The sequence below is a fragment of the Thermoactinomyces vulgaris genome, from assembly GCF_003688725.1.
GTDB classification, from domain to species: Bacteria; Bacillota; Bacilli; order Thermoactinomycetales; family Thermoactinomycetaceae; genus Thermoactinomyces; species Thermoactinomyces vulgaris.
Map to the genome: position 1 here is coordinate 26927 of NZ_REFP01000008.1, position 16513 is coordinate 43439.

The 16513-nt window shown below is 50.7% G+C and carries 17 protein-coding genes and 1 riboswitch; of the genes, 7 read left to right on the forward strand and 10 right to left on the reverse strand.

Features of this window, described 5'->3' with window-relative positions; translation table 11 throughout:
• Positions 1–156: 156 nt before the first annotated feature.
• On the forward strand, positions 157–1098 hold the full coding sequence (locus ATH33_RS04370) for a nucleoside recognition domain-containing protein (RefSeq protein WP_121874139.1): 942 nt from the start codon (positions 157–159) through the stop codon (positions 1096–1098).
• On the opposite strand, the gene ATH33_RS04375 is transcribed toward ATH33_RS04370, so the two are convergent.
• The gene (locus ATH33_RS04375; protein WP_037995863.1) at positions 1089–1439 is read right to left on the reverse strand and encodes a YolD-like family protein; all 351 of its coding nucleotides are present in this window, start codon (positions 1437–1439) and stop codon (positions 1089–1091) included. The genes ATH33_RS04370 and ATH33_RS04375 overlap by 10 nt on opposite strands.
• Complete coding sequence (locus ATH33_RS04380; RefSeq protein WP_121874140.1) at positions 1436–2665, reverse strand: DNA polymerase IV; 1230 nt, start codon at positions 2663–2665, stop codon at positions 1436–1438. The genes ATH33_RS04375 and ATH33_RS04380 overlap by 4 nt, the downstream gene beginning before the upstream one ends.
• Before the next feature lie 179 nt (positions 2666–2844).
• Here ATH33_RS04380 and ATH33_RS04385 point away from each other — a divergent pair, with 179 nt between their 5' ends.
• Positions 2845–4452, forward strand: a complete 1608-nt coding sequence (locus tag ATH33_RS04385) for an amidohydrolase (protein ID WP_037995858.1) — start codon at positions 2845–2847, stop codon at positions 4450–4452.
• 58 nt (positions 4453–4510) lie between these two features.
• Here ATH33_RS04385 and ATH33_RS04390 read toward each other — a convergent pair whose 3' ends face one another.
• The gene (locus ATH33_RS04390) at positions 4511–5431 is read right to left on the reverse strand and encodes a proline dehydrogenase family protein (protein ID WP_121874244.1); all 921 of its coding nucleotides are present in this window, start codon (positions 5429–5431) and stop codon (positions 4511–4513) included.
• 35 nt (positions 5432–5466) lie between these two features.
• Positions 5467–7014, reverse strand: a complete 1548-nt coding sequence (pruA, locus tag ATH33_RS04395) for an L-glutamate gamma-semialdehyde dehydrogenase (RefSeq protein ID WP_062843083.1) — start codon at positions 7012–7014, stop codon at positions 5467–5469.
• Positions 7015–7272: 258 nt separating this feature from the next.
• Between pruA and ATH33_RS04400 the strand changes: the two genes are divergently transcribed.
• Positions 7273–8652: a sigma-54 interaction domain-containing protein gene (locus tag ATH33_RS04400; protein WP_049720503.1), complete on the forward strand. Its 1380-nt coding sequence runs from the start codon at positions 7273–7275 to the stop codon at positions 8650–8652.
• A 23-nt stretch (positions 8653–8675) separates the two neighbouring features.
• Here the strand turns inward: ATH33_RS04400 and ATH33_RS04405 are convergent, their stop codons facing one another.
• Together ATH33_RS04405 and ATH33_RS04410 are read right to left on the reverse strand one after the other, a co-directional pair.
• Entirely contained in the window at positions 8676–9974 is a 1299-nt protein-coding gene (locus ATH33_RS04405; RefSeq protein ID WP_037995854.1) for a CitMHS family transporter, read from the reverse strand.
• Positions 9975–9989: 15 nt separating this feature from the next.
• The gene (locus ATH33_RS04410; protein WP_037995851.1) at positions 9990–10925 is read right to left on the reverse strand and encodes an AEC family transporter; all 936 of its coding nucleotides are present in this window, start codon (positions 10923–10925) and stop codon (positions 9990–9992) included.
• Positions 10926–11167: 242 nt separating this feature from the next.
• Between ATH33_RS04410 and ATH33_RS04415 the strand changes: the two genes are divergently transcribed.
• Positions 11168–11560: an orotidine 5'-phosphate decarboxylase / HUMPS family protein gene (locus tag ATH33_RS04415; RefSeq protein ID WP_138614880.1), complete on the forward strand. Its 393-nt coding sequence runs from the start codon at positions 11168–11170 to the stop codon at positions 11558–11560.
• 6 nt (positions 11561–11566) lie between these two features.
• Entirely contained in the window at positions 11567–12013 is a 447-nt protein-coding gene (locus ATH33_RS04420; RefSeq protein WP_309485133.1) for an SIS domain-containing protein, read from the forward strand.
• A 200-nt stretch (positions 12014–12213) separates the two neighbouring features.
• Here ATH33_RS04420 and ATH33_RS04425 read toward each other — a convergent pair whose 3' ends face one another.
• From ATH33_RS04425 to ATH33_RS04435, 3 genes are all read right to left on the reverse strand, one after another.
• Positions 12214–13605, reverse strand: coding sequence for an NAD-dependent succinate-semialdehyde dehydrogenase (locus ATH33_RS04425; protein ID WP_121874141.1), 1392 nt, complete (start codon positions 13603–13605; stop codon positions 12214–12216).
• A gap of 110 nt (positions 13606–13715) precedes the next feature.
• The gene (locus ATH33_RS04430; RefSeq protein ID WP_062843087.1) at positions 13716–14162 is read right to left on the reverse strand and encodes a VOC family protein; all 447 of its coding nucleotides are present in this window, start codon (positions 14160–14162) and stop codon (positions 13716–13718) included.
• A gap of 72 nt (positions 14163–14234) precedes the next feature.
• A complete protein-coding gene (locus ATH33_RS04435; RefSeq protein ID WP_052186712.1) occupies positions 14235–14741 on the reverse strand; it encodes a DUF559 domain-containing protein in 507 nt (168 codons plus the stop codon).
• A 130-nt stretch (positions 14742–14871) separates the two neighbouring features.
• Between ATH33_RS04435 and ATH33_RS04440 the strand changes: the two genes are divergently transcribed.
• Both ATH33_RS04440 and ATH33_RS04445 read left to right on the forward strand, forming a co-directional pair.
• On the forward strand, positions 14872–15300 hold the full coding sequence (locus ATH33_RS04440; protein WP_037994070.1) for a cell wall hydrolase: 429 nt from the start codon (positions 14872–14874) through the stop codon (positions 15298–15300).
• A gap of 17 nt (positions 15301–15317) precedes the next feature.
• Complete coding sequence (locus ATH33_RS04445) at positions 15318–15656, forward strand: spore coat protein GerQ (RefSeq protein WP_052186650.1); 339 nt, start codon at positions 15318–15320, stop codon at positions 15654–15656.
• Between the two features lie 65 nt (positions 15657–15721).
• On the opposite strand, the gene ATH33_RS04450 is transcribed toward ATH33_RS04445, so the two are convergent.
• Positions 15722–16165, reverse strand: coding sequence for a YtoQ family protein (locus tag ATH33_RS04450; protein WP_037994068.1), 444 nt, complete (start codon positions 16163–16165; stop codon positions 15722–15724).
• A gap of 238 nt (positions 16166–16403) precedes the next feature.
• A riboswitch (SAM riboswitch) is annotated at positions 16404–16506 on the forward strand.
• Positions 16507–16513: the final 7 nt, after the last annotated feature.

The following is a 16513-nucleotide window of genomic DNA, read 5'->3' on the forward strand; positions in this document are numbered from 1 at the left end:
GGAATGAAAAGAAGCGGGCCGGGAGAAAAAATGGCAACGGCGGCAGAAGGGACAGCCGTGAAATCCGGGGGATTTTTTAAATGGCGGAGATCCTCCGTTTACACAGGAGACAGATTTGTATAGCGGAAGAGCAAAAAGAGAAAGAAGGGGACGTTTGTGCAGAAGATTTATTGGAAACAGGGACTTCAGTCCGGTTGGAAAACTTCTTTGGAGCTGGCGAAAGTGGTTTTTCCGATTGCTTTTTTTGTGCATATCGCCAAACATACTTCACTTTTGGCGTGGTTTGCCAACCTCCTTGCTCCGTTTATGTCCTTGTTCGGATTGAACGGGGAAGCGGCCATTCCGTTGGTGCTTGGAAATGTGCTGAATCTGTATGCCGCTCTGGGAGCGATCGGAGCGTTGGATCTGACGGTGAAACAAGTGTTTATATTGGCGGTGATGTTGAGTTTTTCCCACAATATGTTCATTGAATCGGCCCTGTGCCGGAAAGTGGGGGTGGCGGTTTGGGTGCCTCTGGCGGTGCGCGGGGGGCTTGCCGCTTTATCGGGGATTTTGATCCATCTGTTCTGGCCGGGCGGAAACAGCAAAGCCTCTGTGAATTTGGCTTCTGGCGGGGAAACGGTTTATTCCGGATGGGATGAAATCATCGGATCGGCGTTTTGGACCGCCGCGACGGGGGTTCTTCAATTTGCCGCCATTTTGATTCCGTTGACGTTGTTTTTGCAGGCGCTGAAAGATTTAAAAGTGTTGGACAAGATTGCGGTTTGGATTTCTCCCTTCTTAAAGCCGTTCGGCATTGCCAAAGAAGGTTCCATCACCATGGCAAGCGGTTTGCTGGCTGGTTTGTTTCTCGGGGCCGGATTGATTATCCAGCAAGCACAGGAACACAATTTGTCAAAACGGGACATTACGCTCATCATCATTTTCCTGGTCGCTTGTCATGCCGTGATTGAAGATACCGTCATTTTTATTCCTTTGGGAATCCCGGTCCAATATTTGCTGTTGATCCGCTTTGGCGCCGCGGTCCTGTTGACTTTGGCGGTGGCCAGATTTTGGCGGCGGCCCGCTGCCCGTTATGCAACGAGCCATCACGGGTGACCGGATACTTTTTGGACGCTGTAAATGGCGGAAAAAGGGATGATCTCCTCATAGCGGCCATTGGCTATTTTCATCCGGCGCTCCTGCGGATTCAGTTTTTCGACAAATCCGCACAGTTGACAGGGGCGCCGGTTTTTCACATAGCGGACCAAGACAGGGAAATCGCCGTGCAATGCCTCCAGAAGAATTTGGTTGATTTCTTCGAGCGCGTCTTCCGCCAGTTCAGGCGGGCTCCATTCTTCTTGCTTTTTTCGCCGGGCCAACAAGGCTTCGCGATGCTCAGGCAGAAACATGCGGCTTCCTTCCCAAAGGAGATTTTTGCGGTTTAATACAGAGCTCATCGATCATGACCTCCAATCTTTTGTGCCCGGCTGAGCGCTTGCCCGGCATGCGTCAGGGAGACGGCGCGCAAGATGGCTGTCGGGCCGAAGCGTTCCTTGATTTCGTCCATCACATAGCCGAGCTCCGTTTTTTTGTTCCGGTCTTCGAAAAGGCTGAGTTGCAGGGCTTGATCGGTTTGGAACCGGCTTAAGCTGACCCCCAGCGAACGGATCGGCTGTCCTTCCCAAAAACGCAAAAACAGTTGCCAGGCCGATTGAAAAACTTCCATGGTCTGATTGGTTGCTTCCGGGAGTTTGCATTGGCGGTGAAATCCCGACGGATTTTGAAAATCTCCCCCCCGGCATCCGACGCTGACCGTTTGGCCGAGAAGATGGTGACACCGGGTTCGGCGGCAGACCTCTTCACACAGTTCCAACAGGACGACCCGGATTTCTTCGGCGGTCCGGTAATCGCGGGGCAAGGTCATCTGATGGCCGATCGCTTTTTGGTGTTCGAAGGTGTCGGGAGAAACCGGGGACAAATCATGTCCGTTGGCGGTCATCCACAATACTTGCCCGGGGATCCCCCACCGTTTTTGCAGGCGTTTCAGCGGAAAGCGGGCGAGATCCCCGATGGTGCGAATCCCCATCTTGTTCAGGTGATGCCCCATCCGTTTGCCCACCCCGAACATGTTTTGCACCGGCAGGGGCCATAAATCGGTTTTCAATTTTTTTCGATCCAGCCAATAAATGCCTTCCTTGTTTTTCTTGGCAAAATTGTCGCAGGCCATTTTGCTGAGCACCTTGTTCGGCCCGATCCCGATCTGGGCATACAGGTGAAGTTCATCCTGGATGGTCTTTTGGATCTTGCGGGCAATGGTTTCGGGAGGGCCGAACAGCTTTTCACTTCCGTGGATTGAGATAAACTGTTCATCCACGGAGTAAGGTTCGACCAAATCGCTGAAACGCTCCAGAATTTCTGTGATGCGCAGGGAAAATTCCAGATACAAACCCATGCGGGGACGGGCGACAACCAGATCCGGGCAACGTTTTTGCGCTTCTTGCAACGTGTCGGCATTTTGAATGCCATATTTTTTGGCAAGGGGACAAGCGGCCAAGATCACGCCGTGGCGCCGTTTGGGATCGCCGGAGACAACCACCGGGCGGTTGCGCCATTCGGGATGAAGTGATTTTTCGATATTTGCATAAAAGGATTGCATGTCAACGAGAAAGATCACTTTTTCCATGCTTTTACCTCCCCTCAAAACGCGAACAAACGATCGGGTTTGTTCTCATTATATGCGAACATGCATTCTTTTTATACCTCAAAATATTTCCAGCGCGTGTCCCGGTTCTTTACGACCGAATATTCAGACGCTATGATGGGAGTAAGCATGTTCCATTCATGAAACGGGGGAGAAGAAAGATGAAAGGGACGGTGATTTTTCACCATGGACACATTCGTCCGGCTACCGGCGCTTCCTCTGTGGAAGCCGTGGTGGTGCGGGACGGGCGGATTGCGGCCATCGGCGAAAATGATTCCATTCTTCTGGAGTACGGGCGTCCGGATGTGAAGAAGGTGGATCTGGAAGGCGGCTACATTTATCCGGGACTGGCCGACAGCCATGTGCATTTGTCGGGGGTCGGGCAAAAAAGGCGGTGGATGGATGTGAGTTTCTGCCGTTCCAAAGAAGAACTGTTGCAAGCCATCCGTACCCGGGCCGGGTCGTTAAAACCGCGGCAATGGATCTTGGGAATGGGATGGGATGAAAATCAAATGCAAGGCGAAATCCCGACATTGGAAGAGCTGGATGAAGCAAGCGGGGATCATCCCCTTTTTCTGATCCGCATCTGCCATCATGCCGGTCTGGTCAACCGCCTGGCTTACCAAATGGCCGGAATCCGGGAAGGGGAAAAAGATCCGGAGCAGGGAAAATGGGGACGGGATGAAAAGGGACGGTTGAACGGACGGGTTTATGAAAATGCCACCCGGTTTTTTTATGATGTCCAACCGAAACCGGATTACACGGAAAAAAAGGAAACCATCCGCCTGGCGATGCAAGAGGCGTTGGCTTGCGGGTTGACCGCCGTCCATACCGAAGATCTGCGTTATGTCGAAAGTTTGTCCGAGTTGATCCGGATATACCGGGAGCTTAGGGAAGAAGGCGTGTGGTTGCGGACTCATCAATTAATTTATCATCCTTATTTGGAAGAGCTGAAAGAAAGTTCGTGGAATGCCGGGGATGGGGACGAGTGGTTCCGGATCGGGGCGATGAAAATTTTTGCGGACGGATCGTTGGGAGGAAAGACGGCACTTCTTTCCAGACCGTACCGGGATGAACCGGATCATTACGGGCTTTTGATTCACGAACCGGGAGAATTGATCCGGTTGACGCAAACGGCAGCGGAACAACGGATGCCGGTGGCAGCTCACGCCATTGGCGATCAAGCCGCCGAATATGTGTTGAAGGCCATGCAGTCCTGTCCGGTGGTTCCCGGCAAAACAGGCCACACGCTTCGCCATCGGCTCATTCACGGACAATTTTTGCGGCCGGATCTCATTTCGAAACTGAAAACCATGCCGGTGGCTGTGGACATCCAGCCCCGGTTTGTGGCCAGCGATTTTCCCTGGGTGTTGGACCGCGTCGAAGAAGATTTGATGGCGTGTGCTTATGCCTGGAAAACATTGCTTCAATCCGGTGTTCACCTGGCAGGCGGAAGCGATGCGCCGATCGAGCCGCTTCATCCCGTGTGGGGACTTCATGCGGCGGTCACCCGGCGGTCACCGGAAGAAGATCATCCGGGCTATTTCCCCCGGCAGAAACTGAGCTTGACCGAAGCTTTAGCCTTATTTTCTAAAGGTAGTGCTTATGCAGCCGGGGAGGAAAAAGAGCGGGGACGCCTGCAGGTTGGTTATTATGCAGATATGACGGTTTATGACCGGGATTTGTTTGCCACAGATCCCGGGGAGTGGGGAAAGACGAAGACGCGAATGACCATTGTCAACGGGCAAGTGGCATACCGGCAAACCTGAACGGATGGCAAAGAAGAAGGCGGTGTCACCCATCTGCTGGTGACGCCGCCTTTTCGGCTCAGGAGGATTTCCGGTTGAAAACGTCTTTGAAGATCAGATTCAGATTTTGCGGGCGTTCGGCCAACCGGCGCATGTAATAGCCGAACCAGTCATGGCCAAAGGGCATGTAAGTGGTCATCCGGTATCCCTCTTTGGCCAAATCATATTGCATCTCTTGCCGGAATCCATAGAGCATTTGAAACTCAAACCGGTCCGTCGGGATCCCGTTTTCGGCGACGAACTTTTTCAGTTCGCCGATGATCCGGTGATCATGCGTGGCAATGGAAGTGAAAGCCGGTCCGGTCAGTCTTTTCTTGGCCAGTTTCAAAAAGTTCCGGTCAATATCCTCTTTGGATTGAAAGGCGACATCCGGACTTTCTTTATACGCTCCTTTGACGATCCGGAGGCGGACATCCCGGAGTTCATCCGTCACTTCTTCCGCGCATCGCAAATAGCTTTGGATCACGGTTCCCACATTGTTATAGTCTTTCAGCAATGTTTTTAAAACGTCGATGGTCGGTTGGAAGTGAATGTAGTCTTCCATGTCAATGTTGATGAAAATGTCGTATCGGGCGGCGATGTCCAGGATCTCTTTCATGTTTCCAATGCAAAAGTCCTGATCGATGTCCAGCCCCAACTGGGTCAATTTGACCGAGACATGGCAATCCAGATTTTCTTCATTGATTTTATTGAGCATCGCGATGATTTGGTTTTTGGCTTGGATGGATTCTTCTTTGTGAAAGACAAATTCCCCCAGGTTATCTACCGTACAGCTGATGCCTTGTTGATTCATCTTTTTGATGGTGCGTGTGACGCTTTCAATGTCCGTGCCGGCCACAAACCGTTCGGCCCCCAAGCGAAATCCCCATTTCCGGGCGCTTTGGTTTAAAAATTTATTGGTAGATAAACGGATGAAAAAATTACGCAACAATTTCTGCACAGCCCCCATCCCTTTCATCTGTTTCCGATCTGCGATCAATACGTTTCGGAAACCGTTTTTGCTTCCATGAATAATTTCAGGTGGTCAGGGCCTCCTGCTTTGGAATCGGTACCGGACATTTTGAATCCGCCGAAAGGCTGATAACCGACAATGGCCGCGGTGCATCCTCTGTTAAAGTAAAGGTTTCCGACATGGAATTCATATCTTGCCCGTTCCAGATGTTCCCGGTTATTCGAAATCACGGCTCCGGTCAAACCGTATTCCGTGTTGTTTGCGATTTCCAGCATTTCATCAAAATCACGGGCTTTGGTGAACGCAACCACCGGGCCGAAAATTTCTTCCTGCATGATGCGGGCTTTGGGATCCACATCTTTGAAGATTGTCGGGTGGACGAAATATCCTTTGGAATCATCCGTTTGTCCGCCGTAGACAAGGGTTCCTTCGGTTTTGCCGATTTCAATGTAGCTTTTGATTTTGTCAAATTGTTTTTGATTGATCACGGCACCCATGTACACATCTTCTTCCGCCGGATTTCCCACTGTCAACGCTTTGGTGCGCTGAACCGTTTTTTCGATCACTTCGTCGTAAACATCCTCATGAACCACGACCCGGGAGCAGGCGGAACATTTTTGTCCGGAGAATCCGAAGGCAGAATAGACGATGGCATCGGCAGCCAATTCCAAGTCTGCATCTTTGTCCACGATGATCGTGTCCTTGCCTCCCATTTCCGCAATCACCCGTTTCAGGTGGGTCTGACCTTCCTGCACCTTGGCAGCGCGTTCATAGATGCGGACACCGGTGGCTCTGGAACCGGTAAAGTTGATGAAGTGTGTGTCTTTATGGTCAACCAGATAGTCCCCGATTTCCGCGGGATCTCCCGGGACAAAGTTGAGCACGCCTTTGGGGAGACCGGCTTCTTCCAAAATTTCCACGACTTTGTAAGCGACGACGGGGGTGTTTTCCGACGGTTTCATCAGAACCGGGTTTCCGGCAACGATGGGGGCGACGGTCGTTCCGCATACAATGGCAAAGGCGAAGTTCCACGGCGGAATCGTGACGCCCGGTCCCATCGGCTGGTAAAACAAGGTGTTTTGTTCAATGGGACGGCTGTTTACTTTTTCCCCTTTGGCAATTTCCAGCATTTGTCTTCCGTAGTATTCCAAAAAGTCAATGCCTTCGGCCGTATCCGCATCGGCTTGATCCCAGGGTTTTCCGGCATCGTAGACGAGCCATGCGGAAATTTCATGCTTTTTGCGACGGGTGATGGCAGCGGCCTTAAAGAGCACGTTGGCGCGGGCTTCCGGGGACATTTTCCGCCAAATTTTAAAGGCTTCGTTCGCTGCTTCAAATGCCTGGTCAATGTGTTTTTTGGTTGCTTTTGAAACCTTTCCGATCACTTGATCTTTGTTGGCGGGGTTGACGGAAACCAATTTATCTTCGGTGTAAATCCGTTCGCCGTTGATGACCAGCGGATATTCTTTTCCAAGTTCACTGCGGACTTTTTGCAAAGCTTTTTCAAATGCCTCGCGATTAGCCGGATCCTTGAAATCGGTAAAAGGTTCATGTTTGTAAGGGACAACCATGAGAAAACCTCCTTTAAAAGATCAATGATTTTAAAAATGAATCAATGACTCAAGAAAAAATGCTTTGCCCTTTTTCTATGCAAGGAATGTGCCAACAAAATGAAACCGGTTTAATCATGTTGTTTTCATTTGTCTGGAAGCGATTTCATTTGCTGATAATCTTGTTAATGTGTAAAATATTATTAACAATATTGTAAACAGGGTTAACACCTGCTTACAGTCGGATTCATCCACATTGAGCCGAAAGGGGCGGGGAAAGTGACAAATCCTCATCACTTTTATTTGCAGGCGGTGTTGTCGACGGAAGATGATGCGATTACGATTGTGGATAAAAAGATGAATGTGATTTTTTGGAATGAAGCGGCGGAAGAGACTTACAACATTAAAAAAGAGGAGATCCTGGGCAAAAAAATCACGGATTTCTTTTTCCATGACGATTTAATGGTTTTGAAGGTCCTGAAAACAAAGAAAAAAGTGAAAAATAAATATCATCGCCCTCGCCATGACAAACATGTTGTCATCAATACCAGCCCCATTTTTGACGGGAACAGGGAATTGATTGGAGCGGTGTCGGTCGAACGGGACATCACCCAGTTGGTGAAATTGAATGAAAACCTGATCACGACATCCCGGGAGCTGCAGGAATTGAGGCAACGCGTTCACACGGATCAGGAGATCCTTCCCTTTTCCAAATTGATCGGAAAAAGCAAAGCCCTCCGAAAAACGATCGCAATTGCCAATAAAAGTGCCAAAGCGGACGCAACCACATTGATTCTGGGGGAAAGCGGAACCGGGAAAGAAATTTGCGCCCGGGCCATCCACGAAGCCAGCGCACGGAGAAAAGGGCCGTTTATCCCCGTGAATTGCGGGGCGATTCCACACGCTTTGTTTGAAAGTGAATTGTTCGGGTATGAAGGCGGTTCCTTCACCGGGGCACAGAAAAAAGGAAAACCCGGAAAAATTGAAATGGCCCACGGCGGCACCCTGTTTTTGGATGAAGTGGGAGAGCTTCCGTTGGAGATGCAGGTGAAGTTGCTCCGGGTGTTGCAAGAGCAAGTCCTTTACCGCATCGGGGATTCCAAGGGGAGAAAAGTGGATGTCCGGTTTATCGCCGCGACCAATCAGGATCTTAACAAGCTGATGGAAGAAAAAAAATTCCGTTCCGATTTGTATTACCGGTTAAACGTCATTCAGCTGACCATGCCTCCCTTAAGAGAGCGGGTGGAGGATATCCCCCTGTTGGCGCAATATTTTTTGGAGCAATTTGCCAGCCGGTATCAAGTGCCGGTTCCCGAAATCCAGCCGGATGCCATGCCGGTTTTGCTTCAGCATCCATGGCCGGGAAATGTGCGGGAACTGCGCAATCTGATGGAACGGGTCGTGATCCTGTCGGAAAAACCGGTGATCCAAAAAGAAGATTTGGTCAGCTTTTTTCAACATCCGGATGCCCCGTCTTTTTCGGAGCGTGGTGCGGAAAACCCCCGCAGCTTGTCCGGTGAAAAAGATCACATGGAGAAACAGTTGATTGAACAGGCATTAAAAGAGACGGCCGGCAACAAATCCCAAGCTGCCAGAAAATTAAGGATATCCCGGGTGACACTCTACAAAAAGCTGAAAAAATACCAGATCCGTCTGTAGAGCCGGCCGTCCCGGTCCCCGGTTCAAAAGATGACTTTGGTGGCCAAGGCGGTGATGATCGTAGCCATTGCCGTGCCGATGGCCCAAAGGATTGTAAAGCGCTGAAATTCCCCAAAGTCGACTTTTGACATCCCCACCAAAAGGTAAGTGGCGGGCACGAGCGGGCTTAACAAGTGAACCGGTTGCCCCAGCAATGATGCCCGGGCGATCTCGACGGCAGAATAACCGTAGGAAGCGGCGGCTTCAGCCAAAATGGGAACCACGCCGAAATAGTAAGCATCGTTGGACATGAAAAAGGTGAACGGAATGCTGGTCACCGCAATGATGAGATGAAAAGCCGGTCCCCAAGAGTCCGGAATGATGGAGATCAGGCTGGAAGCCATGGCGTCCACCATTTTGGTGCCCGAGAGGATCCCCGTGAAAATGCCGGCGGCAAAGACCAGGGAGACAACGGCAAGGGCGTTTCCGGCATGGGATGCGAGCCGTTCTTTTTGCTGTTCGGGATCGGGATAGTTGATCATGACGGCAAGGGAAAAGGCGAGCATAAACAACACCGGCAGCGGCATAATGCCTTTGATCAGGCCGATGAGCAAAAGAACGGTCAAGATGGCATTGGCCCACAGCAGTTTCGGGCGTTTCAAGGAAGTGTCCCCTTCAGGGGAGGATTCTTTTTGCAGGTTTTTGATGCCCTTTTCATCCAGGGGGATCACTCCCAGCCGCTTTCTTTCCCGGCGCCCCAACCAAAATGCGGTGAAGAGGATCCAAACGGCCCCGCCGATCATGGAAGGAATCAAAGGGACGAACACATCGCCGGCATCCACGCCCAATGCGGCGGCCGCACGGGCGGTGGGTCCTCCCCATGGCACCATATTGGTCAAACTGACCGACATTACGGTGATCCCCGGCAGGATCAGCGGATTCATGTTTAAACGCCGGTACAGCGGAAGAAAGGCGGAAACGGTGATCATGTAACTGGTGGTGCCGTCCCCGTCCAGGGAAACGACCAGTGCAAGGACGGCCGTCCCCATGACGATCTTTGCCGGATCTCCTTTCACCGCCTTTAAGATTCTGGTTACGATGGGGTCAAACAAGCCGGCATCAATCATGATGCCAAAATAAAGAATCGCAAACAAAAGCATGATCCCGGTCGGTGCCAAATCTTTGATTCCCTCCAAAGCCATATGGCCCATTTCGGAAGCATGTCCGGTGAATACGGCAAAAAGGACCGGGATGATCATCAGTGCAATGAGTGTGGGCATCTTTTTCGACATGATCAGGTACATAAACAAAAAGACCATCAGGTAACCCGTGAGTGCAAGCATCATTTGCCCCTCCTGTCAAGTGGTGACCGGAAAAAGGATTCCGGCGAGATAAACCACCAGCGTGACCGTCATTGTGCTGAGCAAGGTGGTGATCAAGACGGCCTGTGCAGCCAGATCGGGATGGTTGTTGTATTCCAAAGCCAAAATGGAGCTGTTTCGTGAAGTGGGGAAGGAACTGGCGATAAACAAGGATTGTGCGACCGTGCCGTCCAACCCCAGCAGGAAGATGATGCCGAGTGCGGCACCGGGCCCGATCACCAACCGGGAAAAAGTGCTCAGGTACAAAATCGGATGGAGTTTGCCGGGCCGGATGGTGGCGATTTGTGCGCCGAGCGTGATCAAAGCGACTGCCAGAAACGCGTTGGCCATGTTCCCGACCGGCCCCCACAGGATGGAGGGAATTTCGATCTGAAAACCGGAACAGATAAGACCGAGCAGGAGCGCATACAACATGGGGAGTTTTAACAGCTCTTTGATCACGGATTGCACTCCGCTTTTGGCGCTCACCAAGTTGAAAATCCCGTAGGTGAAGGTGAGCAGGTTTTGAAAAATCATCACAAACAATTGAATGGAAACTCCCAGCGGATTGGCATGGAAAACCATCTGGCTGACTGGAATCCCATAGTTGGCCGAATTCATCAAAACCACACTGTTCTTATAGGTGGCCGCCGTTTTCCGGTCCATCTTCGTGACCCGGCTGATGATTTCGGTAAAGGAGATGGAGAAAGTGGAAAACAACAGCAAAAACAAGATGATTTGCCCGAAAATCGCCAGCGGCATGCGGCTTTGGTAGACATTGACGAACGTGTTGGCCGGCAAGAGGCAATACGTTAACAGCTTGGAAAAGGATTTTAAATGCAAGGCGAAGATTTTTTGCAAAATCACACCAACAGCCAGCAGAATCAACAGCGGCAGAATGATCTGCAAAAATATCAGTGACAAAACGGCCATCTGTTCTCCTCCTGTTCCTTCCGTTGGAGCCTCCGATCATTGCATCCGATGAACGCCCCGGGCAGCTGCGGGAATGCGCAGAATCTTGTCCGGATCTGTAGAAGACACAGAAGGCGGGCTGGATGTTTTCCGGTTTCTTTTAACACGGCTAAAAATAAAAATTAATAATTAAGTTAATTATAACAATAAAAAATGGATTGAAAAATATTTAAAATTGATAAAAAATCAATTCGATGCGCAGGGTGAATGCAGAATTTGCAAGAGTGGCACCGCTGGTTACCATCGAGACCTGCATGGATGTGCCACGCCGCCATGGCAAGACGGTGATGGTTGATTTGTTGAACACCCCGGAAGATCAAGTAAGAGAGTTATTAAAATACGATGAGGCCGTTTTTTGCCTGCATGTGAGCAAGGATGAGCAGGAAGAAGGGGTGCGGCCTGAAAGGGAAAAGTGTGCGGCGATTCCGGTTCCGTCGGTGAGATGGGCGACAGCAGGCGGGATTACGCTAAGTTTCTTGGGGAAGTTGAGAAAGTCCTTCCATCCTTCGGTGGTGATTGTCGGCACCGCCATCACCAAAGCGGAGAATCCAAAAGAGGCGGCCAGACAGTTGAAACAGGCCATTGTAAAGGGGTAATAAGCCATGTCGACAGCTCAAGCCATTTTAAAAGAAGTGGACGCGGTGATCCGGCAGGTGAAAGAAGAAGAAATCAAAGAAATCGCCGTGGCATTGCAAAAGGCCGGGCGGATCTTTGTCGTGGGGGAAGGCCGCTCCGGATTCATGGCCAAATCGTTTGCCATGCGGCTGATGCACTTGGGTGCCAAGGTGTATGTGGCAGGCGAAACGATTATGCCGTCCATTGAAGCGGGGGACTGGCTGGTTGCCGTTTCGGGATCGGGCACCACCCGTCATGTGGTTTGGACAGCGGAGAAAGCCCAATCCATCGGGTGCAGGGTGATTGCCGTGACGACCGATGATGCGTCCCCCCCTTGCACAAACGGACGTGAAGATCCTCCGTGTTCCGGCGGCAACCAAGCACCGGCGCGCCAAGGAATTGAAAACCATTCAACCTCTGGGATCGCTGTTTGACCAAAGTGTCCATATTTTGCTGGATGCCGTATGCCTGGAATATGGAAGGATGAAAGAAGTGGCTCATGATAAAGCCGTCCGACGCCACAGCAATTTGGAATAAATCAAACGAATGATGAAAAACGTAAAAAAGAAGACATCATGCCAAAAGCCGATTGATTGTTCATGTCAACCGGCTTTTTTTCGGGCCTTTTACATTTTTACAGATTTCCGATGGATAAATACTTCGTCTCCAAATACGGTTCCATTCCTTCCAAGCCGCCTTCCCGGCCGATGCCGCTTTCTTTCATTCCGCCAAACGGGGCATGAGCAGCAGACGGTGCTCCATCGTTCCAGCCGATAATGCCGAAATCCAGATGTTCGTTCAAGTAAATGCCGGTGCGATAATCATTGGTGAAGAAATAAGCCGCCAGGCCGTAAGGGGTGCTGTTGGCAATCTCCACGGCTTCTTCCAGGCTTTTGAAGGACAGGATGGGAAGAACCGGTCCGAATGTTTCTTCCTGCATGATTTTCATGTCGGGCTTGGCATGGCCGAGGATGGTCGGATCGACAAAGAAATACCCTAGTTCGCGGTCGGCTCTGTAAGTGTTTCCGCACAGCACGCGCGCACCTTTTTGGACGGCATCTTCGATCTGTTCCTTGATTTTGTCAAAGCTTTTTTCGTTGATGACCGGACCGACGTCGGTCTCTTCATCCAGGCCGTTGCCGACTTTTAATTTCCGCACGCTGTCCGCTAATTTTTGGGAGAAGGCTTCGGCGATGCTTTCGTGAACCAGCAGGCGGTTGGCGCAAATGCAGGTTTGCCCGGCGTTTCGGAATTTGGAAAGGATGGTTTGCCGGACGGCAAGCTCGAGGTCGGCATCTTCGGCCACAATGACGGGAGCATGGCCGCCCAGCTCCATGGAAATGCGCTTGACGGTGGCGGCACTGTTTTTCATCAGCAACTTTCCGACCTCGGTGGAGCCGGTAAAGGAGATTTTTTGAATCCGGGGGCTGTCGGTAAAGAGTTTGCCGATGAAAGGCCCCAACCCGTTGACGTATTGGATGACCCCTTCCGGGATGCCGGCTTCATGCGCCAATTTGACCAGTTCCATGGTGGTCAACGGCGTTTCTTCTGCCGGTTTTACAATAAACGTACAGCCGGCTGCCAGAGCGGGTGCGGCTTTTCTGGTCATCATGGCCGCGGGAAAATTCCAAGGCGTGATGGCCGCCACCAGACCGACGGGTTGACGGGTGACGACAATCCGTTTCGATCCAGTGTGGGCGGGAATGGTCCGGCCATACAGCCGTTTGGCTTCTTCGGCGTACCAATCAATATAACTGACGGCATAGTCGACCTCCGCAAGAGATTCGGTCAGCGGTTTTCCGCTTTCCAGCGTCATGATTCGTGCGATGTTTTCCTTGTTTTTTTGAATGCGATCTGACCATGCCCGGAGCAAGCGGGAGCGTTCATGGGCATTGGTTTTGGACCAGGCGGAAAAACTTTCGTGTCCTTTCCGGATGGCCCCGGTAATTTCCTCTTCGGTATGGGCTTTCACTTTTTGGATCAATTCTCCGGTGGCTGGATTTTTTACTTCAATTATCTCGGGCATCTTTTTATTTTCCTCCTTTTTTGGGGCAGGTTCGGGAGTTCTTCTTCTATGATATCAGCCGGTGCAAGCTTGTCGATTTTTAAGAGGGTTCCGCCGTTTCAGCGGGAGGTTTATTTTTTTGCGCGAAGTTTTTCCCATTCGCTCCAATACATTTTCGGAAGACCCGGGGAAATGTCATCGGGGATGGTGCAGATCAGTTCCAGATTATGGCCGTCCAGATCTTCAAAATACAGAGAAGCGTTTCTTTGAAACGGGCGCACCACGGGCTCGACCGGTTCAAAACGCCCGTCTTTTACCGGTTCGATCCCTTTTTCCTTGAGCCAGCGGATGGCTTCGGGCATATCCTGAAAGTTGATGCGAAAGGCGATGTGTTTGGCGAATACATGGTTCCCGCCGGGCTTTTGCCAGAGGCCCAGCCAGCTTTTTTCGGGTTCAATCCACATAAAAGCGACAACATCATTTCTCCAGGCCGGAGTCAGCCCCAGTTTTTGATAAAATTCGACGGAACGGTCCAGATCTTCCACTTGAAAATGAACTTCATACAAGCCTTGAATCATGGAAGGTTCCCTCCTTGTGAAAAGCCGACCGGGCCCCTTTTTCCGCCCCCCGCGACCGGATGCGACCGCTTGTCATGTGAATTGCCCCGGGGATTTTCTTTTTTTCATGATATTTGTATATTCTGTAATTTCCCGGATGACTTGGTCCATTTCCCCGGACAGGCGGCGACGCGAAAAGCGCATCACTTTCCAGCCTTGCTTTCCCAAATCATGTTTTTTCGTTTGAAATCGGAGTTGTTTTTTGGGACGGATCACCGTGTCCCCGTCGCATTCCAAAGCCAGTTTGTATTTGGGAATGGCGATTGCCACCCGATGACGGTGAATGGGATAGCGGATTTTGACGTCACGCCCGAATTTGGAATAAAGCGCGTAATACAGTTTCCGTTCCCAAGGGTTGCAAGTGTGGAGAAGTTGGAAATGAATAAACGGGAAGAAACCCAGCCGGACTTGTTCGTAAATCCAGACGGGGATGAAAAAGGGGATCCACAGCCAGTGATGACGCCATTTGCGGCGTAACTTCCGAAACTTCCAGGAAAGTTGGCAACAGCGGTCGGTTCGGTTGTTGAACAGGGGAAGCAAGCCGGTCACCTCCTATATTCAGAATACACCAAAAGAAGTGTTCTTTCCAAAAGTTATTTCTATTTTCCGAAAGAATTGACCGGTTCTTTTTTGGGGCAGGGGGGCATATGTTGGTCTCAGGGGGGATGGTATGGCGGTTATTCAGGCCCCGGAATCACATGTCAAGCTGTTGGCCAGATTGATGCGGGCGGAAGCGGAAGGGGACGGGCAAATGGGGATGTTGCTGGTTGGCAATGTGGGTGTCAACCGGGTGATTGCCAACTGTCTCGATTTTGAGGGGATCCGTAACCTGCAACAGATGGTTTTCCAATCCCCAGGCGGTTTTGAAGCCGTGCAAATGCCGTATTTTTATCAACCGGCCCGCCAGCAGGATATTCGGTTGGCCCGAAAGGCCATTCAGGGACAGCGTTTTGATCCCGCCAAACGGGCCTTGTGGTTTTTCCGGCCAACGGGGGAATGTCCGGCAACCTGGTTTAATCAGACACATTCCGGGAGATACAAAAGCCATTGTTTTTATATTCCTGAAGCTTCGGATTGTCCGGCTGTTTATCAATTTTAAGAACTGGAGGGAAACAAATGGTGTATTGGTCTTATCCATATCATGCTCCGTATCCGTTTTATTCCGATGCGCAAGTCAGTCAAAGGCAACCGGAACAAGGACAGCCCCAAAGACAGGACCGCAGATTCTCGGAAGACTTGTTGCAAAGCAATATCGGAAAACGAGTGACGGCTTATATGACTTATGAAGGGAGCGAGGAATGGAGGAACCGGGTGTTCAGCGGGGTGTTGCGCCAAGTGGGCAGGGATTATTTTATTTTGCGGGATCAGGAGACCGGAAAAGATGTCATGCTGTTAAATATCAATCTGAATTTTATTGTGTTTGATGATACACCGGCCCGGCTGACCCGATCGTAACCCCCGGCGGAAAAAATGTGAAAAACCGTGAAAAGGGAGGCGGAAAACCGCCTCCCTTTCCTGTCTCATTCTTCAAAGATATAAGCCAGGGCATCCAGGGCCTGATCGACGGTTTCGACCGTCACTTGTGCCCGCTGGCTGATTTCTTTCAACGGATGGTGCAAGCTTTCCGGACGCACCAAAATCAGGGGCTTGTTTAAGGCAATTGCCAACGATGCATCCATTGCGGTGTTCCATTGCCGGTATTTTTCGCCAAACAAGGCGATGACGATGTCGGCTTTTTCCATCCAAACCCGGGTGCGCAAATTGTTCAGTTCCGAAGCGGCTTGATCCCGGTAAACCGCATTGGGCTGTTTTCCTTTGATCTGTTCGCCGATGTCATCCGAACGGCTGTGATTTTCCTGCGGCCCTTTAAAAATGACGGGCAGGCCCCGTTCTTCAGCTTTTTGGCGCAGTTTTGCCCTCCAGTCGTCATGAATTTGACCTGCAAGATAGACGACGATTTCCATGATCCGGTTTCCCCCTTTTTTTGAATCATCTCTTCTATTGTAATCAAAGTGCGTTTTTTGAAAAAGACGAACCGGGATGCATGCCTTAAACAGGCGGTTTCGCAGGCAGTCCAAAGCCTTGATTTTTCAAGACAAAAGGATTCTTCTGAAATGGTTGACAATAACGGGAGTAATTTGTTAATCTAATTTCAAGCAATTAAAACATAGTTATTTGATAGGTATTTATGGTTTAGGAATATCCTCATAAAGAGAGGCGGAGGGACTGGCCCGATGAACCCTCGGCAACCGGCCGCGCGGCTTGGTGCCAAATCCAGAGAACAGTCACTGTTCGAATATGAGGAGAAAAAG